This is a genomic window from Stutzerimonas kunmingensis (genome assembly GCF_021432085.1).
Lineage (GTDB): Bacteria > Pseudomonadota > Gammaproteobacteria > Pseudomonadales > Pseudomonadaceae > Stutzerimonas.
This window is the reverse complement of record NZ_CP090366.1, coordinates 2,882,461-2,902,711: the sequence shown is the minus strand read 5'-3', so window position 1 is coordinate 2,902,711 and position 20,251 is coordinate 2,882,461. Positions and strand designations below refer to the sequence as shown.

The following is a 20,251-nucleotide window of genomic DNA, read 5'->3' as shown; positions in this document are numbered from 1 at the left end:
CATCCGCAGCCCGGTTTCCGGGCTGGCAGTCCATCGCCAAATTCCTGCTTGAAGCTAGCCGCTTGAAGCTCAGCCGACGAGGTTTCCATGCGTACCGAACAACCGAAAGTCATTCATCTGAAGGATTACCAGGCGCCTGAATACCTGATCGATGAAACCCACCTGACCTTCGAACTGTACGAGGACCGCACCCTGGTGCACGCCCAGTTGGTGATGCGCCGCAATCCCGAGCGCCCGGCTGGCAAGCTGCCGCCGCTGGAGCTGCACGGCCAGGAGCTCGAGCTGCAGGCCATCGCGCTGAACGACCGCGAGCTTGGCCTGGGCGACTACCAGATCAGCGAAGACTGTCTGACCCTGCAGCCGGACAGCGAAAGCTTTGTCATCGACACTTCGGTGGTGATCCATCCGGAAACCAACACCGCGCTGGAAGGGCTGTACAAGTCCGGCAGCATGTTCTGCACCCAGTGCGAGGCCGAGGGCTTCCGCAAGATCACTTATTACCTCGACCGCCCGGACGTGATGAGCAAGTTCACCACCACCGTGAGCGCCGAACAAAAGGCCTATCCGGTGCTGCTCTCCAACGGTAACCCGATTGCCAGCGGCAGCGAGGACGACGGCCGCCACTGGGCGACCTGGGAAGACCCGTTCAAGAAGCCGGCCTACCTGTTCGCCCTGGTTGCAGGTGACCTCTGGGCGATCGAAGACAGCTTCACCACCATGAGCGGGCGCGACGTGGCGCTGCGCATCTATGTCGAGCCGGAGAACGTCGACAAGTGCCAGCACGCCATGGACAGCCTGAAGAAGTCGATGAAGTGGGATGAAGAGGCCTACGGTCGCGAGTACGACCTGGACATCTTCATGATCGTCGCGGTGAACGACTTCAACATGGGCGCCATGGAGAACAAGGGCCTCAACATCTTCAACTCCAGCGCAGTGCTGGCCCGCGCCGAAACCGCTACCGATGCCGCGCACCAGCGCGTCGAGGCCATCGTCGCCCACGAATATTTCCACAACTGGTCGGGCAATCGCGTGACCTGCCGCGACTGGTTCCAGCTGTCGCTCAAGGAAGGCTTCACCGTCTTCCGCGATTCGCAGTTCAGCGCCGACATGAACTCGCCGACCGTCAAGCGCATCGAGGACGTCGCCTACCTGCGCACCCACCAGTTCGCCGAGGACGCCGGCCCGATGGCGCATTCGGTGCGCCCGGAATCCTTCATCGAGATTTCCAACTTCTACACCCTGACCGTCTACGAGAAGGGCGCCGAAGTGGTGCGCATGATCCAGACGCTGCTGGGCGACGAGGGCTTCCGCAAGGGCAGCGACCTCTATTTCGAGCGGCATGACGGCCAGGCCGTGACGGTCGACGATTTCGTCAAGGCGATGGAGGACGCCAACGGTGCGGACCTGACCCAGTTCAAGCGCTGGTACAGCCAGTCCGGTACACCGCGCCTGGCCGTCAGCGAGCAATACGACGAGGCAGCGAAGACCTACCGCCTGACCTTCCGCCAGAGCTGTCCGCCGACACCGGGCCAGCCGACCAAGGAGCCGTTCGTGATCCCGGTGGCGCTGGGCCTGCTCGCCGCCGATGGTTCGGACATGCCGCTGCGCCTGGAAGGCGAGCCGCAAGCTGCGGGCACCAGTCGCGTGCTGGCGGTGACCGAAGCCGAACAGAGCTTCACCTTCGTCGACGTCGCCGAGCGTCCGCAGCCATCGCTGCTGCGCGGCTTCTCCGCGCCGGTAAAGCTGGATTACCCGTACGACCGCGACCAGCTGATGTTTCTGATGCAGCACGATTCCGACGGCTTTAATCGCTGGGAAGCGGGTCAGCAGCTGTCGGTGCAGGTGCTGCAGGAGCTGATCGGTCAGCATCAGCGTGGGGAAGCGTTGGTGATGGATGAGCGCCTGGTCGAGGCGCTACGCAGCCTGTTGCAAAACGAGACGCTCGATGCAGCCATGGTTGCCGAGATGCTTTCGTTGCCGGGCGAGGCCTATCTGACCGAAATCAGCGAAGTGGCGGACGTGGATGCCATCCATACGGCACGCGAGTTCGCCCGCAAGCGCATCGCCGACGCGTTGTTCGAGCCGCTGTGGCAGCGCTACCAGGCCAATCGCGAAACCTCGCGCAGCACGCCCTATGTCGCCTCGGCCGAACATTTCGCCCGTCGCGCCCTGCAGAACATCGCATTGTCGTATCTGATGCTGAGCGAAAAAGCCGAAGTCGTGGAAGCCTGTCTGGAACAGTTCGAGCAGGCCGACAACATGACCGAGCGCTTGACCGCACTGGCCGTGCTGGTCAACTCGCCGTTCGAGGCCGAGCGCGACAAGGCGCTGCAGGCCTTCGCCGAGCACTTCAAGGACAACCCGCTGGTAATGGACCAGTGGTTCAGTGTTCAGGCCGGCAACCCGTTGCCCGGCGGGCTGGAACGGGTGCAGACGCTGATGCAGCACCCGGCATTCACCCTGAAGAATCCGAACAAGGTGCGTGCGTTGATCGGCGCCTTCGCCAACCAGAACCTGGTCAACTTCCACCGCGCCGATGGCGCCGGCTACCGCTTCCTCGCCGACCAGGTGATCACCCTCAACGCGCTGAACCCGCAGATCGCCTCGCGCCTGCTGGCACCGCTGACCCGCTGGCGCAAGTACGACAGCGCCCGGCAGGCGCTGATGAAGGGCGAGCTGGAGCGCATCCTGGCGTCCGGAGAGCTGTCCAGCGATGTCTACGAAGTGGTGAGCAAGAGCCTCGCCTGACTCGACAAGGCCGATCGTGCAATGCGATCGGCCTTTCTTTTACGAGAGCCCGTTCCCAGGGACTATCCACGGCAAACAACCATCCTGCGTGTCGTGACCATCCTCTGGCGCCTCGCGTCGGATCGTCACTGCGCGTGCGAACGAGGCGGCCGGCCATGCTGGCCACTGGCCCAATCAGCCTGAGTGATCACGCGTCAATCATTGCGTGAGAGTTAACAATTCATAACGTCCGGCCAATTGTGCCTGTCTGTGGAAGCTGGCTAGGATGGCCGAGCCTGCATTACAGGCCTTACCTAATAAGAATAAAGGGGGTATGTATGAGTGAGCCCGTTCAGCGGCGCACACTATCCGGCCGCGCCGTGGTTCCATGCCAGGCGAGGGCGTCGCGTCTTCACTCATCGGTTGCCGGCATGCTTTCGCTGTGCGGCGCCTTCTCACTCCTGCTGCTCGCAGCATCGGCACCCGCCCAGGCCGCTACCGATGGCCAGGCCCGCTACTCGATCGAGTCGGCCAAGGCGGTATCCAATCTTCTGCTCGATATCACCCAAGCCGGCGAACGCCTCGTTGCGGCGGGCGATCGAGGCCACATTCTCTATTCCGACGATGGTGGCGCCAGCTGGATGCAGGCCAAGGTGCCGACGCGTCAGCTGCTGACGGCCATCGACTTCGTCGACGACAAGCACGGCTGGGCGGTTGGCCATGACGCGTTGATCCTGGCTACAGCCGACGGCGGTGAGAGCTGGACGGCGCAGTACGAGGATCGCGAGCGCGAGGCTCCCTTGCTGGACGTCTGGTTCGAAGACACCCAGCACGGCATCGCGGTGGGCGCCTACGGTGCGCTGCTCGAAACCATCGATGGCGGTCAGAGCTGGGAGGACATCAGTGAGCGCCTCGACAACGAGGACGGCTATCACCTGAACGCCATCGCCCATATCCAGGGCTCGGGACTTTTGGTCGTGGGCGAACTGGGCGGCATGTTCCGTTCTGTCGATCTGGGCGAAACCTGGGAGCGCGTCGAGTCGCCGTATCAGGGCTCGTTCTTCGGTGTGGTCGGTGGTTCGGAGCCAGGAGTGGTTGTTGCCTTCGGCTTGCGCGGCCACCTGTTCCGCTCCGTCGACTTCGGCGACAACTGGGAAGGCATCAAGCTCGGCAACGGTAACGGCAATGTGCTGGAGTCTGGGCTGGCCGACGGCAACCTGTTGCGCGACGGGCGCATCGTGGTGGTCGGTCACGGCGGCGCGGTACTCACCAGCGACGATCAGGGCCGTAGCTTCAAGCTGTTCAATCGCCCCGACCGCCGTTCGCTGTCGGGTGTCACCTCCGATTCCCAAGGCAACCTGATCCTGGTAGGGCAGGGTGGTGTTCGCATCGCCTCGCCATCGGGCGCGGATCTGGCCACACAACAATAAAGCCGGGAGAGTCTGCATGACCAAGCACCACCAGAAGCCGGCGTCGTTCCTCGAGCGCCTGATCTTCAACAACCGGCCGGCAGTCGTCGTACTCTGCCTGCTGATCAGCGCATTTCTCTTCTATCAGGCGGCCCAGGTTCGGCCGCAGACCAGCTTCGAGAAGATGATTCCGCTGGGGCATCCGTATATCCAGAAGATGCTCGAGCACCAGAATGATCTGGCCAACCTCGGCAACACGGTGCGGATCTCCGTGGCAGCAAAAGATGGTGACATCTTCGCCAAGGACTACATGGAAACGCTGCGGCAGATTCATGACGAAGTGTTCTATATCCAAGGTGTCGATCGCTCCAACATGAAGTCGCTTTGGAGTCCCAGCGTTCGCTGGACCGAGGTGACAGAGCAAGGCTTCGCCGGCGGTGAGGTCATTCCGCAGACCTATGACGGGTCGCCGGAAAGTCTCGATGACCTTCGCAGCAACATTCTCAAGTCCGGTCAGGTCGGGCGTCTGGTCGCCAATGACTTCAAGTCCAGCATCATCGACGTGCCGCTGATGGAGTCCTACTCGGATCCGGAAGATCGCAGCAAGCAGATCAAGCTGGACTACCAGAAGTTCTCCCACGAGCTGGAAGAGAAGATTCGCGACAAGTACGAGACGCAGAACCCGAATGTGGAGATTCACATCATCGGCTTCGCCAAGAAGGTCGGTGACCTGATCGACGGGCTGGTCGGTGTGGCGTTGTTCTTCATCGTCGCCATCGGCATCACCTTCGTCCTGCTGCTGTGGTTCACCCGTTGCCTGAAGAGCACCATCGCGGTGTTGATCACCACGCTGATCGCCGTGACCTGGCAGCTTGGCCTGCTGCACACCCTGGGCTTCGGGCTCGATCCGTACTCGATGCTGGTGCCATTCCTGGTGTTTGCCATTGGTATCTCCCACGGCGTACAGAAGATCAACGGCATCGCCATGGCCTCCGGCTATACCGAGGATCCGGTGACGGCGGCGCGCATGGCTTTCCGTCAGCTGTTCATCCCGGGGATGGTGGCGTTGCTGTCCGACGCGGTGGGTTTCGTTACCCTGCTGCTGATCGATATCGGCGTGATCCGCGAGCTGGCCATCGGTGCTTCGCTGGGCGTGGCGGTGATCATCCTGACCAACCTGATCCTGCTGCCGGTTGCGATTTCCTACATGGGCATCAGCCAGCGGGCGATCAAGCAGGCCCGCGAAGAAGCCTCGCGCGATCATCCGTTCTGGCGCGCGCTGTCGAATTTCGCCAGCCCGAAGGTGGCACCGATCTCCATCACTATCGCCGTGGTCGCGCTGGCGGGTGGCCTCTGGTACGGCCAGAACCTGAAGATCGGCGACCTTGATCAGGGCGCGCCGGAGCTGCATCCGGATTCGCGCTACAACCTGGACAACGACTTCGTCATTCGCAACTACTCGACCAGTTCCGACGTGCTGGTAGTGATGGTCAAGACCGCGCCGGAAGGCTGTTCGCACTACGACACGCTCGCCGCCATGGACGAGTTGATGTGGAAGATGCAGAACACCGAGGGGGTACAGTCGGCGGTGTCGATGGTGTCGGTGGCGCGCCAGGGCATCAAGGGCATGAACGAGGGCAGCCTGAAATGGGAAACGCTTTCGCGTAACCAGCATGTGCTGAACAACTCCATCGCCCGTGCCGAAGGCATGTACAACAGCGACTGCTCGCTGGCACCGGTACTGGTGTTCCTTAACGACCATAAGGCCGAGACGCTGGAACACGTGGTGGCCGCGGCGAAGGAGTTTGCCGAGGAGAACAACCGCGAAGGACTGGAGTTCGTGCTGGCGGCAGGTAATGCCGGTATCGAAGCGGCCACCAATGAGGTCATCGCGGCGTCGGAAACCACCATGCTGATCGCCGTCTACCTGGCTGTGAGCATCATGTGCCTGCTGACCTTCCGTTCACTGGCGGCCACGCTCTGCGTGATCCTGCCGCTGGTGCTGACCTCGATCCTCGGTAACGCGCTGATGGCCTTCATGGGCATCGGGGTGAAGGTAGCGACGCTGCCGGTGATCGCACTGGGCGTGGGTATCGGTGTGGACTACGGCATCTACATCTACAGCCGTCTGGAGTCGTTCCTGCGCCAGGGCATGACCCTGCAGGAAGCCTACTACCAGACCCTGAAGTCCACCGGCAAGGCGGTGATCTTCACCGGCGTCTGCCTGGCGATTGGTGTGGTGACCTGGGTGTTCTCGGCGATCAAGTTCCAGGCCGACATGGGTCTGATGCTGACCTTCATGTTCCTCTGGAACATGGTCGGCGCGATCTGGCTGCTGCCGGCCCTGGCTCGCTTCCTGATCAAACCGGAGAAGCTGCGTCAGAAAGCGTGATGATCACGCAGTAACGAAAACCGCGGCCCTGGGGCCGCGGTTTTTTTTACGGGTATTTTGGTACGGCGGTCAGCTACGGTCAGGCGCTCTGGCTTACCGCCTGGAACGCAGCATGTGCGGCCACTTCGCCGATCACCAGGATCGCCGGGCTCTTCAGCTTGAAGGCCAAAGCATCGCGGCACATGCCGGCGAGGCTCGAACGGCATTCGCGTTGCTGCGGCAGTGAAGCGTTCTCGATCATCGCCACTGGTGTACCGGCGGAAAGTCCGCCCTCCAACAGCCCGGCCTGCACCTGTTCCAGCTTGCTCACACCCATGTACACCACCAGCGTGGTGCCGCTTTTCGCCAGCGCCTGCCATTCCGGACTGCTGTCGTCGAGCGTGTGCGCCGTGACCAGGGTGACGCCGCGGGCTACGCCGCGCTGGGTCAGCGAGATACCGCATTGCGTGGCGCCGGCCAGGCCGGCGGTGATGCCGTTGACCAGCTCGACCTCGATGCCGCGTGCCGACAGCCATTCGGCTTCTTCGCCACCGCGGCCGAAGATGCACGGATCGCCACCCTTGAGGCGCACCACGCACTTGCCCTGGCGGGCGTAACGCAGCATCAGACGGTGGATGAAGGCTTGCGGTGTGGAGCGGCAGCCGCCGCGCTTGCCCACCGGGATGATGCGAGCGTTCGGGCAGTGTTCGAGCACGGCGGGGTTGACCAGGTCATCGATCATCACCACCTGTGCCTCGCCCAGCGCGCGCACGGCCTTGAGGGTCAGCAGTTCCGGATCGCCAGGGCCGGCGCCTACCAGCCAGACTTTTGCGCTCATGGGGTAATCCTCGTCTTGGTTGGTATCAGAGAAGTGCGCGTTCCGGCTGGCTGGCCAGCAGACGCTTGATTTCGGGTACGCAGGAGCCACAGCTGGTGCCGCAGCCGAGTTCCTGCTTGAGGCCGGTCAGATCGAGACCGCGCTCGATGCCTGCACGGACCTTGCTCTGGCTGACGTTCATGCAGTTGCACAGAATACGGTCGGTGCTGATGGTTGCGCCGCCAGGTGGCGCGCTGAGTGGAGCCAGCAGCCAGCGACGCAGTTCGGCGTCGGCGCTGCCGCTTTCCCAGAGTCCGCGCAGCCACTGCCGGGCGGCGGTCTCGCCGGCCAGGCGCAACGCGACGATACGGCCTTCCTCGATGCGTACGCGCTTGCCGACCGCGCGACGCGGGTCGTCATAGGCCAGCACCGGGCCTTCGTCGAGGCCGAGCAGGCTGTCGATGGTGTCCAGCTCGGCAGCCGTTGGCGCCGCATTCCGGGCGGCGCGGATCAGCAACGCCGAGCGTTCGCGCCCGCCGAGGCTGAAACTGGCGTAGTCGAAGGTTTCGAACAATGGCCGCAGCGCCTCGAAGCGTCGCTGCACATCGCCCTCAACCAGCGCGAAGAACTGCCAGGGCAATTCGGCTTGTTCCACTTCAATGCCGGCGTGCTTGAGTTCGGGCTGCTTCGACAAAGGGTCGACGCTGGCCAGGGTCAGCACGTTGCAGCCCAGCCCCTTGAGAAAGCGATCACCCCAGTGCATCGGCAGGAACGCCTGGCCGGCACGCAGGCTGTCGTCCTTCTGTACCGGGAGGATCAGGCTGCCGCGACGGCTCTTCACCTTCACCAGCTGGCCGTCCAGCAGACGCCGGCGGCGCATGTCATCAGCGTTCATTCCGAGCAACGCTTCTTCGACATGGCCGAACAGCCGCGCCGCGGTGCCAGTGCGGCTCATGCCGTGCCACTGGTCGCGTAGCCGGCCGGTATTGAGCGTGAGCGGATAGCGCGCCTCGCGCTTTTCCTTCGGCGCCTGGTAGTGCTCGGCGATGAAACGGGCGCGGCCATTGGCAGTGGGAAACACACCGTCATCATAAAGCCGCGCGGTGCCTTGTTCGCTGCCTGGCGGAAACGGCCATTGCTGCGGACCGAGGGTATCGATCAGTGCGTAGCTCAGGCCGCTGTAGTCCAGATCGCGGGCGGCGGTGAGCGGCTTGTACTCCTCGAACAGCGCTTCGGCATTCTCGAAAGTGAACAGGCTCGGGCGGCCGGGGCGCAGGTGACGTTCCAGGCGTCGGGCGAAATCGCAGGTGATCGCCCAGTCCGCACGGGCTTCGCCTGGGGCCGGCACGGCGCGGCGCACGTGGCTGATGCGACGCTCGGAGTTGGTCACGGTGCCTTCCTTCTCGCCCCAGCTCGCGGCCGGCAGCAGAAGGTCGGCGTGGCGACAGGTTTCGGTGGTGAAGAAGGCTTCCTGCACCACGACGAAGGGGCAGGCGGCCAGGGCCTCATGGACTTTCTGCTGGTCCGGCAGCGACTGAGCCGGGTTGGTGCAGGCGATCCACAGCGCCTTGATCCTGCCGGCGCGCACGGCGTCGAACAGCTCGATGGCGGACAGGCCGGGCTGTTTTGGCAGCTGCTCGACGCCCCAGTAGTCCGCGACTTCGGCACGGTGTGCGGCGTTGGCCGCTTCGCGGTGACCGGGCAGCAGATTGGACAGGCTGCCGGTTTCGCGGCCGCCCATGGCGTTCGGTTGGCCGGTCAACGAGAAGGGCCCGGTGCCTGGCTTGCCAATCTGACCGGTGGCCAGGTGCAGGTTGATCAGCGCACTGTTCTTGGCGCTGCCGGCGGTGGACTGATTCAGCCCCATGCACCACAGGGAGAGAAAAGCTGGAGCGCTTCCAATCAGACGTGCACAGGTTTGCAGATCATCTACAGAGATGCCGCAGAGGTCGGCGACCATTGCCGGGGTGTAGTCGCGCACCAGGCTTTTCAGCGCATCGAAGCCTTCGGTATGGGCATCGATGAAGCGGCGGTCGATCCAGCCTTCCCACATGAGGATATGCAGCAGGCCGTGGAACAGCGCGACATCGGTGCCGGGCAGGATCGGCAGGTGCAGGTCGGCGAGCTCGCTGGTGTCGGTACGGCGTGGGTCGATGACGATGATGGTCATCTCCGGCCGCTTCGCCTTGGCTTCCTCCAGTCGGCGGAACAGCACCGGATGTGCATAGGCCATGTTGCTGCCGACGATCAGCAGGCAATCGGCCTGCTCGATATCTTCGTAGGAGCAGGGCGGAGAATCGGCACCCAGGCTGCGCTTGTAGCCGACTACTGCCGAGGACATGCACAGCCGCGAATTGGAATCCAGGTTGTTGGTGCCGATCAGGGCGCGGGCCAGTTTGTTGAAGGCGTAGTAGTCCTCGGTCAGCAGCTGGCCGGAGACATAGAAGGCGACGCTGTCCGACCCGTGTTCGCGGATGGTCTCGGCGAACACGTTAGCGGCATGCTCCAGGGCACTGTCCCAGTCGGTACGGCCGCGGGCCAGGCCCTTACCCAGGCGCAGCTCGGGATAGAGGGCGCGGGCGTCGAGGTCGCCGGTCAGGTGCAGGGTCGAACCCTTGCTGCACAGCTTGCCGAAGTTGGCCGGATGGCTGGAGTCGCCAGCCACGTCGAGGATGCGCTCGCCGTCGTGCTCGATCAGCACGCCACAGCCGACACCGCAGTAGCAGCAGGTCGAGGCGGTTGTCATACGCATGGCGTCGTCTCCTGGGAAAAGGTGCTGGTCAACTGCGGTGTGTTCAGGCCGCGCATTCCTTGCGCTGGTTAAGCGAAAGCTGCACGCGACCATTCTCGACGCGCGCCTCGTGGCGGTGGGCGCAGCCGACGTCGGGCGCTAGTGCTTCGCCGCTTTGCAGATCGATCTGCCAGTTGTGTAGCGGGCAGGCGACCTGCTTGCCGTAGACGATCCCCTGCGACAGCGGGCCGCCCTTGTGCGGGCAGCGGTCGTCGAGGGCGAAGACCTGATCGTCGGAAGTACGGAATATCGCGATATCGCCCTTGGGGCCGGCGATGATGCGCGAGCCGAGCGGGTTGATCTCATCCAGTGCGCAGATATCGAGCCAGTTCATGCGGTGTTTCTCCAGATCGGGTTCTCAGGCGTTTTCCAGCTGCTTGACGGCGATGCGGTCGAATTCCTTTTTCAGCTGCGGCTTGGAAAGCTGCTCTTGCCACGGGTCCTGCTCGAAGGAAAGCGAGAACAGCAACCGCTGGTGCAGCGCCTTGCGTCGCTCGGCGTCGTCCAGCACGGCCTTCTTGATGTGGTCCATGCCGACGCGCTGCATGTAGTGCACGGTGCGCTCGAGGTAGAAGGCTTCCTCGCGGTAGAGCTGGAGGAACGCCAGGCTGTATTCCATGACCTCCTCGGCCGTCTTCACCTTGACGAAGAACTCGCCGGCTTCGGTCTTGATGCCGCCGTTGCCGCCGATGTACAGCTCCCAGCCGGAGTCCACGCCGATGATGCCGACGTCCTTGATGCCGGATTCGGCGCAGTTGCGCGGGCAGCCGGAAACGGCCAGCTTGACCTTGTGCGGCGACCACATGTTGAACAGGGCGTGTTCCAGGTCGATGCCCATCTGCGTCGAGTTCTGCGTACCGAAGCGGCAGAACTCGCTGCCGACGCAGGTCTTCACTGTGCGGATGGATTTGCCGTAGGCGTGGCCGGAAGGCATATCCAGGTCTTTCCAGACGCCCGGCAGGTCTTCCTTCCTGATACCCAGCAGGTCGATGCGCTGGCCTCCGGTGACCTTGACCATCGGCACCTGATACTTGTCCGCCACGTCGGCGATGCGCCGCAGTTCGGCGGCATTGGTGACGCCGCCCCACATGCGTGGGATGACCGAGTAGGTGCCGTCCTTCTGGATGTTGGCGTGGGCGCGCTCGTTGATGAAGCGCGATTGCGGGTCGTCCTTGGCTTCGCCCGGCCAGGTGGAGATCAGGTAGTAGTTCAGCGCCGGGCGGCAGGTGGCGCAGCCGTTCGGCGTGCGCCATTCCATGAAGGCCATGGCCGCCGGAATGCTGGTCAGGTGGTGCTCGCGAATGGCCTTGCGCACCTGACCGTGGTTGAGGTCGCTACAGCCGCAGATGGCCTTCTCGCTCTTCGGCTTGACGTCGGCGGCGCCACCCACGGTGTTGATCAGAATCTGCTCGACCAGGCCGGCACAGGAGCCGCAGGAACTGGCGGCCTTGGTGTGCTTTTTCACCTCGTCCACCGAGAACAGCCCGTGCTCCTGGATCGCCTTGACGATGGTGCCCTTGCACACACCGTTGCAGCCGCAGACTTCCATGTCGTCCGGCATCGACATGGCCTTGCTCTGGCCCTGGTGGCCGGCATCGCCGATGGCGCCCTCGCCGAACATCAAATGGTCGCGTATTTGGCCCACGTTCTGGCCTTCGCGTACCTGGCGGAAGTACCAGCCGCCGTCGGCGGTGTCGCCATACAGGCAGGCGCCGACCAGCACGTCGTCCTTGATCACCAGCTTCTTGTAGACGCCGCCGATGGGGTCGGAGAGGGTGATGGTCTCGGTGCCGTCGCCGCCGATGAAATCGCCGGCCGAGAACAGGTCGATGCCGGTGACCTTGAGCTTGGTCGAAGTCACCGAGCCGAGATAGCGGGAAAAGCCGAGCATGGCCAGGTGGTTGGCGCAGACCTTGGCCTGTTCGAACAGCGGTGCGACCAGGCCATAGGCGGTGCCGCGATGGTTGGCGCATTCGCCGACGGCGTAGATGCGCGGGTCGTAGGTCTGCAGGGTGTCGTTGACCAGAATGCCGCGATTGCACGGGATGCCGGCCTGTTCGGCCAGTTCGCTGTTGGGGCGGATGCCGGCGGCCATCACCACCAGGTCGGCGGGGATCACGTCGCCGTCCTTGAACTTGACCGCGCATACCCGGCCTTCGCCGTTGTCGAGCAGTTCGGCGGTGTGCTTGGGCAGGAGAAACTTCAGGCCACGGCTTTCCAGCGCGCTCTGCAGCAGGGTGCCGGCGGTCTTGTCGAGCTGGCGTTCCATCAGCCAGTCACCGATGTGCACCACGGTGACGTCCATGCCCCGCAGCTTGAGGCCGTTGGCCGCTTCCAGGCCGAGCAGGCCGCCGCCGATGACCACCGCGTGTTTGTGGGTCTTGGCGGTTTCCATCATCACCTGGGTGTCGGCAATGTCGCGGTAGCCGATCACGCCCTGCAGGTCCTTGCCGGGAATCGGCAGGATGAACGGGTTGGAGCCGGTGGCGATGAGCAGGCGGTCGTATTCCGCCTCGCTGCCGTCATCGGCGATCACCCGGCGTTTGACCCGGTCAATCTTCACCACCTTGCGGTTGAGCTTGAGGTGGATATCGTTCTCGGCGTACCAGTTCAGGTCGTTGAGCACGATCTCTTCGAACTGCTGTTCGCCGGCCAGCACCGGGGAGAGCAGGATGCGGTTGTAGTTGGGATGCGGCTCGGCGCCGAACACCGTGATGTCGTAGAGCTCGTTGGTGAGCTTGAGCAGTTCCTCAAGGGTCCGCACGCCGGCCATGCCGTTGCCGATCATTACCAGTTTGAGTTTCTTCATGCCCGTTCTCCGTGCCAGCTGCCGTCCGGCCTGCTCGAAATTTTTCAACAACAAAAAAGGCGTCCCACCGGTTACCCAGTGAGGACGCCTTTGTCCGTGTCCCGCTCTCTCGGGAAACCTGCCGCTCCACGTTGAGGGTCAGGTCGTAATGATTCTTCGAGGTTCTGCTTTGCAGAGGCTGTGCCAACTTGCAATGTCCTCGGTTTTCAAGGGCTTGAGCGCTTGCTATGGAGCAGTCGAGGCCGATCGTTGCACTGATATGCAGCGGCTTGCGCCGTGGTGGTGCGAATTACGCCTGTTGTTGATCCTTAAAAGGCCGTTGACATGCTGCAACCAGCTTTCTAAAGTTTCGCCCATGCGCCGATTTAGTCAGCTACTTGCGGGGCGCCTGGAGCCGATGGCTTCGAAATACCGCTAAAGCGCTGGTTCCGGTGTCGCCTCCCACCGCTGCCCAGCGGAATCCTCGAGGCGGAAGTTGAAATCGATGAACGCAAAGCACGCTCAGTTGCGCCTGGCCCCGATCACCAGCGGCCTACACCCCAGCAATCCGAAAGTCCTCCTCGGCGGTACTCACCAGCCATCTCTGTTGCGCTACCTCGAAGGTTGGCCGCGACGTCATCGCAAATCCCGCGCCCTGCTTATCCAGTTCGCCACGGCCGAAGAGTCGCTGGCGCGTTTTGCCACCGACAGCTTCGATCTGGCCGTGATTCAGGCACCGACCGCTGAGCGCCTGGAAGAATGCGTGCGCGAGCTGACCCGGGTGGCGCGCCAGGGGCTGATTACCCGTCGCTGAGCGTCAAGCGCCTTTTATCAGCAGCACGACCAGCAGCAGGTTGAGTAGCAGCGACAACAGCGCCATGCCGCGCCATACCTTGAGCGGCTCACGTTCGAGCAGGGGGCGCGGCCGAAGGCTGGCGCTGCGCTGTTCGCCCTGTTCCAGCTCAAGCAGCCATTGCTCAGCGGTTTCGAAACGCTGTCGTGGATCGACCGCTAGCACGCGGGCGAGACTTTCCTCCAGCCAGGTCGGCACGTCCGGGCGATAGCGGCTGGCCGGTGTCGGGTTGCCGAAGCGTGGATGCTGGAAGGCTTCGATCTCGCCGTAGGGGTAGTGCCCGGTCAGCAGGTAATAGAGTGTCACGCCGGTCGCATAGAGATCCTGCGATGCGCTGGGTTCGGCCCCTGTGAATGCCTCCGGGGCAATGAAACTCGGGGTTCCGGGCAGGTGATTGGGCAGGTCGCGAGTCAGCCCGGGGCAGAACGCCAGGCCGAAATCCAGGATACGCAGCTCGCCGTCCTCACCCAGCAGCAGGTTTTCCGGCTTGATGTCACGATGCAGGATGTTGCGCCGATGCAGCATGCCCACCGCGCGGATCAGCCGGGAGGCGACGTGCAGCAAATCGGCCAGTGGCAGCGGGCCGTCTCGTTCGAAGCGTTGCGCCAGGGTCGTCCCGCTGTACTCGCGCTGCACGTAATAGAGGTGTTGGCGTTCTGGCAGCAGATGCAGTTCGGCGAAGTTGCGCCCGGCAACCCGGCGCATGAACCATTCTTCCTGCAGCAACGCCGGCCCTGCGTCTGCCTCGTCCTGCCGGCTGGGTGGCAGCGTCTTCAGCAGCCAGGCCTGGCCCTGAGCATCCTGCACCCGGTAGATCAGCGACTGCCGCGACTCGTGCAGCAGTGCATTCACCTGCCAGCCCTCGAACAGCTGGCCGGGGCGCAGCTTCGGCGGCAACGGCCAATGATCGAGCTGGGCGAGGGCGTCGGCCAGCACCGCTTCGGGCAGGGCTTCGACGCGCAGCAGCAAGGCACTGGCGTTGTCCTGACTGCCGCTCTGGTGCGCCAGATTGACCAGCGCCCGTGCCGCTGCGCCTAGGTCTGGTTGATCGTGCAGGATATGCGCGATGTCGCGTTCGGGGACGCAGGACCAGACGCCGTCGCTCAGCAGCAGGTAGCTTTCGCCTTCTTGCAGCTCGCCGTCGAGGTAGTCCATCACCAGGTGCTGATCCAGTCCCAGCGCACGCTTGAGCACATGCTGCATGCCCGACTGCTCCCAGACATGGTCTTCGCTGAGTCGCTCGAGCTGGGAGCCGTTCCAGCGGTAGGCACGGCAATCGCCAACATGCGCCAGGGTGAAGCGGCGACCGCGCAGCACCAGTGTGGTGAGGGTGGTCAACAGCGGCTGGTTGCCGCCGTTGGCCTGCAGCCAGCGGTTGTGCGCGACCAGCACGCGGTCGAGTGATTGCGCGACGGCCCAGGTCTCCGGCGTCGCGTAATAGTCGAAAGCCAGCGCCTGCAAGGTCGCTCGCGCAGCCAGGCCGCCATCGGCGCACTGGCTGACGCCATCGGCCAGCGCGAACAGATAGCCCTTGCCGGTTGCCAGCCCGGGCGCCGGGGTGACGATGCGTATCGCATCCTGGTTTTCCGGGCGCGGTCCGGCAGCGCTGGCCTCGCCATAGCTCAATCGCAGGGGCATGGTCGTTCTCGAATGACTGCGTACTGCAGCAGAGCAATATTCGCGCCCTGCAGGATCTGCGTGGGCATCACACCCGTGCTGCGGTTACCGCAGCAGAACCCCAGGTGGTGCGCCAGCGACGCTTGACGCCATAGAGACCGAACCAGGCGAGCACGCCGAGGCTGGCGAATAGCCAGAGGCCGAACTGGTAGTCACCGGTCGATTGTTTGACTGCGCCAAGCCCGGCGGTGAGTAGAAAGCCGCCGATACCGCCGGCCATGCCGACCAGTCCGGTCATCACGCCGATCTCCTTGTTGAAGCGCTGCGGCACCAATTGGAACACCGCACCGTTGCCGGCACCCAAGCTGAGCATGGCGACCACGAACAGCGCCAACGCTGCAGTCGAACTGGTCAGATTGAACCCCACCACGGCGATACAGAAGGCGGCGACGGTGTACATCACCAGCAGTGCACGGATGCCGCCGATGCGGTCGGCAAGAGCGCCGCCAAGGGGCCGCAGCAGGCTGCCGGCGAAGACGCAGGCAGCGGTGTAGTAGCCGGCCTTGACCGGGTCGAAGGCGTACTGGTCGTGGAAATAGCCGGGCAGGGTGCTGGCCAGGCCGAGAAAGCCGCCAAAGGTCACGCTGTAGAAGAACATGAACCACCAGCTGTCGCGGTCGCCCAGCGCCTTCATGTAATCGGCCAGCGACTTCGGCGCCGGGCGGTTGGGCGCATTCTTCGCCACGCTGGCGAAGATTATTAGGGTGAGGACCAGCGGGATCAGCGCCAGGCCGAATACGTTGTTCCAGCCGAAGATGGCCGCCAGGACCGGCGCGAACAGGGCCGCCAGCACAGTGCCGGAGTTACCGGCACCGGCGATGCCCATCGCCTTGCCCTGGTGCTCTGCCGGATACCACTGTGAGGCCAGCGGCAGCGCGACGGCAAAGGATGCGCCGGCCATGCCGAGGAACAGGCCGAGCAGCAAAGCCTGCTCGTAGCTGTGGATGCCATGCAGCCAGGCGACGAACAGCGCGACGATGACGACGCTCTGGCCAAACAGCCCCGCGGTTTTCGGCGATGTGCGATCCGCCAGGATGCCCAGCGCGAGACGTAGTACGGCACCGGCGAGGATCGGCGTGGCGACCATGAAGGCGCGTTGCTGGGTGGTCAGGCCGAGATCGGCGGCGATCTGCACGCCCAGCGGGCCGAGGACGTACCAGACCATGAAGCTCAGGTCGAAGTAGAGGAAGGAGGCAAACAGGGTCGGCGCGTGGCCGGCTTTCCAGAAACTCGTGCTCATTGGATCGGCTCCAGGGCGTTCGTGACGCGGCGTTGGCCGCTAGGGCTGCTCAGACCGCCCCCTCGTCGAGGCGGAAAACAAAAAGGCGCCGCAGCACGCCTGCGGGAGCAGGTGTGGTGCGACGCCTTTGTCGTGATATTGCAGACCGCCGTTGGCCTGCCTGAAGCGGAACTAGCATCTAGCGTGCCAGCCTGCGGAGGCCGCCGATTCTGTGCGTTCGGCGTGGCTAAGCAGATGCCGCACGACGACAAAGCGCACAGATAGCGCGCAACCGCGCGCCAAATCAGGGCGGCGCGTCAGGTAAAACCTGGTCGCGCTTGCTGTTAGTCTTGAGCGGCTTTTGCCAAGGAGCGAGCGATGCCTCTGATTGCGACCCTGACCCTCAACCCCGCGATGGACCTTTCCGTCAGCACCGCCCGTGTGATCAGTACCGAAAAGCTGCGGTGTTCGCTGCCGCGCCACGACCCGGGTGGCGGCGGGATCAACGTGGCGCGGGTGGTGAAGACGCTCGGGGGCAGGGCGATCGCCATCTATCCGGCTGGAGGGCCCTTTGGCGATCTCCTGAAACGTTCGCTGGACGAACTGGGTCTGGTGCATCGTCCGGTGTCCATTACTGGCGATACCCGCGAGAGTTTCACTGTCGACGAGCTGGGCTCAGGCCTGCAGTACCGTTTCGTGTTGCCCGGTCCGACGCTATCCGCGCAGGAACTTCAGCGTTGCCTCGACAGCCTCGTAGCGCTGCAGCCAGCGCCGGCCTATGTGGTGCTGAGCGGCAGCTTTCCACCTGGCGTCGACCTGGGTTTCTACGACGAGCTGCTGGCATTGACGCGCGGTATCGGTGCGCGGCTGGTCGTCGATCTGTCCGGCGAGCCATTACGCCACGCCGCCCGGCAGGGCGGTGCATACCTGATGAAGCCGAGCCTCGACGAGCTGTCCAGCCTTGTGGGCTACCCCATCTCCAGCGAGGCCGAACAGGCGGCAGCGCTGCGCCGCCTGATCGCTCAGGGCTGCGCCGAAGTGGTCGTGTTGTCGCTGGGAGCCCAGGGTGCGCTGTACGCCTGTGGCGATGAGCTGCAGCGCCTGCCGTCGGCGGATGTCCCGGTGGTCAGCGCGGTGGGTGCGGGTGACAGCATGCTCGGCGCCATGGTGCTGGCGCTGGCCGAGGCGCGCTCGCTACAGAATGCGGTGTGCCGGGGCATTGCCGCGGGTGCCGCGACGGTGATGCGTCCCGGCACCGAGCTGTGTCATCGCGAGGATGTCCAGCGGTTGCTGCAATCTGTGGCTGACGCCCCTAGTCGATCCGGTTGACCCGCGGAAACTTGCCGGCGAACGCCTCGGGCATGGCGACGACGCGGCTTTGGGCGTAGTCGTAGAAGACGAAACCGGATTTGGCCATGGCGATCAGTGTGTCGTCGGCAGGGCGGGTGATGCGGAAGATGATATCGCCGCCGTACTTGTTGAAATCCATCACGCCGACCTCGAACAGCAGCGCATCACGGGCATGGGCTTCGGCTTTGTAGGTCGTGGCAAGGTCGGTCACGATGATGCCAGCACCGTCCTGACGGGTCTCGGCAACCCCGTAGGCGAACAGGAAGCGCGCCCGCGCCTCGGAAATCATCGAGATCATCGAATCGTTGGCCAGATGGTTGCCGGCGTTGATGTCGGTGATTCGCACGGTGAGCTGGGTGGAAAAGCAGTACTGGTCTTCCGGGAAATGCAGGGTAAGACGCGCCATGGGTCGCTCGGTAATCGGTCGAAGGTGCGCATTCTAGCGTTGTGTCATTCGCCCAGGTTAGATGCGGGCTCGTGGGAGCGGTCTTGACCGCGAATGGGCTGGCACCGGGCGGGCCCATTCGCGGCCGAGGTCGCTCCTACTGGAGGCCCTAGGTGGAGCGGCGCCTGCACGTAGCCATGCGGTGGCGGCTACGAGTGGAGCGGAGGCAGACCCCGCAACCTCGATTCGTCAGCCCACCCGACGCAAGCCGTGCTGCGCTTGCGCGCCACTGTGCTGCAGACGTTGCTGGATCAATTGCAGGCGCGCGTCGATGAAGGGAGTGACCAGGGCAAAACACTCGGGCGGGCTCAGCCTCGGTTGGGCTGCATGGATCACGCTGCGCTCAAGCTTGCCGACCAGCCGCTTCAGCTCCATATCGGTGTCTGTAGCCATGCGCCGACAGAGTGCTTTCAGGCGCTTTTGCAAAGCCGGCGTGCAGCCGCCCTGATTCGAGGCGACGACGCAGAGGCCGCGCAGGCGTGCCACGTCTTCCAGTTCGCGGCAGGCGCGAGCGGCTTCGGCGGGTTCGTTGCTCGATATCGGCGCCCGCTTCTCAAGCGTATCGATAAGGGTTTCGATCAGAGCGCAATGCCCGTCGAAATCGGCAGGGTTGTTGCGCAGAACCAGCCAGCCTTCGGTTATCGAATACGCATCGGGCAGGGCACTGCGCTGTTGCAGACGTTGCGTCAGGCTTGTCGCCAGCGCGCAGCGCAGCGCTACCGCAGTGGGTTCGCTCTGTACGCCCAGACCGCGATGCTGTTGCAGCAGGCGGAGAATCTCCAGATCTTCCTGAACTGCCAGCAGGCGCAACTGCGCTACGCGTCGGGAATGTTGTGCGCTGGCCATGCCGTTCAGATAGTGGCCCAGCATCAACAGTGCACAGGTGATCGCCAAGGTCGCGGTGATGGTCATTCTGCAAATCCCTGAAGTGAGCGCGCGGCACTGCCGCGCGGGCAACAAAAAAGGCGTCCGGACCGGCATGTCGAAACATGCGGTGCAGGGACGCCTTCGTCTTTGCCGGACGCCTTCGTTGGCTCGGCCAATCCATCTAGCAAGCTGCTTGCCAGCCTGCCGCTTGCTGCAGGCTTTCGGCTGAACGCCGCGTCGTGGCGGATGGTGGCGTTGCGGCTGTCTCACGGTCCATGCCGAGGGACCGAGAGCACGCTCGCCGATGGTGCGTTTGGTCGAGCGGTTGCGCTGCGGGCGGGCAGCTCACTGCCCAAGCAGCTCGTTCATGGCGATGATCTGCTCGGCGACCTGGATCAGCTTCTGCTGGCGACTCATCGCCTGGCGGCGCATCAGGGTGTAGGCCTCTTCCTCCTTGCAGTCGCGCATCTTCATCAGCATGCCCTTGGCCAGCTCGATGCGCTTGCGTTCCGCGAGTTGCTGCTCGCGGGCCTGCAATTGCGCGCGGATCGCCTGGTCGGTCTCGAAACGCGCCATCGCCACATCGAGGATCGGCTTGAGCCGCTGGGCCTGAATGCCCTCGACGATATAGGCGCTGACCCCGGCGCGGATGGCCTGACGCATGGCATCCGGGTCACTGTCGTCGGTGAACATGACGATGGGCCGTGGTTGATCGCGGCTGACCAGCACCACTTGCTCCAGCACATCGCGGCCCGGTGAGTCGGTGTCGATCAGCACCACGTCCGGGCGGATTGTCTCGACCCGCTCGGGCAGATCGATGGTCAGGCCGGATTCATCGATGACTTCGAAGCCGGCCTCGATCAGCGCGCTTCGCAGGCGCCCGATCTTGCGTGGGGTGTCGTCGATCAGCAGGATGCGCAACATGTCTGATCCCCTG

The 20,251-nt window shown here is 63.8% G+C and carries 14 protein-coding genes; 5 read left to right on the top strand and 9 right to left on the bottom strand.

The features are described from left to right. Positions 1–87: 87 nt before the first annotated feature. The 3 genes from pepN (at position 88) to LW136_RS13565 (ending at position 6,528) form a co-directional block, all read left to right on the top strand. Positions 88–2,748 (top strand): aminopeptidase N, encoded by a 2,661-nt coding sequence (pepN, locus tag LW136_RS13575; RefSeq protein WP_228208686.1) that lies wholly within the window; start codon positions 88–90, stop codon positions 2,746–2,748. 410 nt (positions 2,749–3,158) lie between these two features. Further along, positions 3,159–4,157 carry a WD40/YVTN/BNR-like repeat-containing protein gene (locus LW136_RS13570; protein ID WP_041014339.1) on the top strand — a complete coding sequence of 333 codons (999 nt, stop codon included), beginning with the start codon at positions 3,159–3,161 and terminating at the stop codon, positions 4,155–4,157. Between the two features lie 16 nt (positions 4,158–4,173). Further along, a complete protein-coding gene (locus LW136_RS13565) occupies positions 4,174–6,528 on the top strand; it encodes an efflux RND transporter permease subunit (protein WP_014820713.1) in 2,355 nt (784 codons plus the stop codon). Positions 6,529–6,607: 79 nt separating this feature from the next. Here the strand turns inward: LW136_RS13565 and cobA are convergent, their stop codons facing one another. From cobA to nirB, 4 genes are read right to left on the bottom strand one after another with little or no spacing between them, the layout of a single operon-like run. Then, positions 6,608–7,345 carry a uroporphyrinogen-III C-methyltransferase gene (cobA, locus tag LW136_RS13560; protein ID WP_041014338.1) on the bottom strand — a complete coding sequence of 246 codons (738 nt, stop codon included), beginning with the start codon at positions 7,343–7,345 and terminating at the stop codon, positions 6,608–6,610. 25 nt (positions 7,346–7,370) lie between these two features. Continuing rightward, positions 7,371–10,076: a nitrate reductase gene (locus LW136_RS13555; protein ID WP_041014337.1), complete on the bottom strand. Its 2,706-nt coding sequence runs from the start codon at positions 10,074–10,076 to the stop codon at positions 7,371–7,373. A gap of 43 nt (positions 10,077–10,119) precedes the next feature. Beyond that, positions 10,120–10,449: a nitrite reductase small subunit NirD gene (nirD, locus tag LW136_RS13550; RefSeq protein ID WP_014820710.1), complete on the bottom strand. Its 330-nt coding sequence runs from the start codon at positions 10,447–10,449 to the stop codon at positions 10,120–10,122. 24 nt (positions 10,450–10,473) lie between these two features. Continuing rightward, on the bottom strand, positions 10,474–12,924 hold the full coding sequence (gene nirB, locus LW136_RS13545; RefSeq protein ID WP_041014336.1) for a nitrite reductase large subunit NirB: 2,451 nt from the start codon (positions 12,922–12,924) through the stop codon (positions 10,474–10,476). Positions 12,925–13,408: 484 nt separating this feature from the next. Between nirB and LW136_RS13540 the strand changes: the two genes are divergently transcribed. Continuing rightward, entirely contained in the window at positions 13,409–13,717 is a 309-nt protein-coding gene (locus LW136_RS13540) for a hypothetical protein (protein ID WP_041014335.1), read from the top strand. Positions 13,718–13,720: 3 nt separating this feature from the next. Here LW136_RS13540 and LW136_RS13535 read toward each other — a convergent pair whose 3' ends face one another. Both LW136_RS13535 and LW136_RS13530 read right to left on the bottom strand, forming a co-directional pair. Continuing rightward, on the bottom strand, positions 13,721–15,394 hold the full coding sequence (locus LW136_RS13535) for a bifunctional protein-serine/threonine kinase/phosphatase (protein ID WP_041014334.1): 1,674 nt from the start codon (positions 15,392–15,394) through the stop codon (positions 13,721–13,723). Between the two features lie 67 nt (positions 15,395–15,461). Then, positions 15,462–16,673: a nitrate/nitrite transporter gene (locus tag LW136_RS13530; protein ID WP_041014333.1), complete on the bottom strand. Its 1,212-nt coding sequence runs from the start codon at positions 16,671–16,673 to the stop codon at positions 15,462–15,464. Positions 16,674–17,030: 357 nt separating this feature from the next. Here LW136_RS13530 and LW136_RS13525 point away from each other — a divergent pair, with 357 nt between their 5' ends. Then, entirely contained in the window at positions 17,031–17,981 is a 951-nt protein-coding gene (locus LW136_RS13525) for a 1-phosphofructokinase family hexose kinase (RefSeq protein ID WP_041014332.1), read from the top strand. On the opposite strand, the gene LW136_RS13520 is transcribed toward LW136_RS13525, so the two are convergent. The 3 genes from LW136_RS13520 to LW136_RS13510 all read right to left on the bottom strand — a co-directional run bounded on the left by LW136_RS13520 (position 17,965) and on the right by LW136_RS13510 (position 20,238). Continuing rightward, a complete protein-coding gene (locus LW136_RS13520) occupies positions 17,965–18,408 on the bottom strand; it encodes a thioesterase family protein (protein ID WP_041014331.1) in 444 nt (147 codons plus the stop codon). The genes LW136_RS13525 and LW136_RS13520 overlap by 17 nt on opposite strands. 228 nt (positions 18,409–18,636) lie before the next feature. After that, positions 18,637–19,359 carry a hypothetical protein gene (locus tag LW136_RS13515; RefSeq protein WP_041014330.1) on the bottom strand — a complete coding sequence of 241 codons (723 nt, stop codon included), beginning with the start codon at positions 19,357–19,359 and terminating at the stop codon, positions 18,637–18,639. Positions 19,360–19,659: 300 nt separating this feature from the next. Continuing rightward, a complete protein-coding gene (locus LW136_RS13510) occupies positions 19,660–20,238 on the bottom strand; it encodes an ANTAR domain-containing response regulator (RefSeq protein WP_023445173.1) in 579 nt (192 codons plus the stop codon). Between the last annotated feature and the right edge of the window lie 13 nt (positions 20,239–20,251).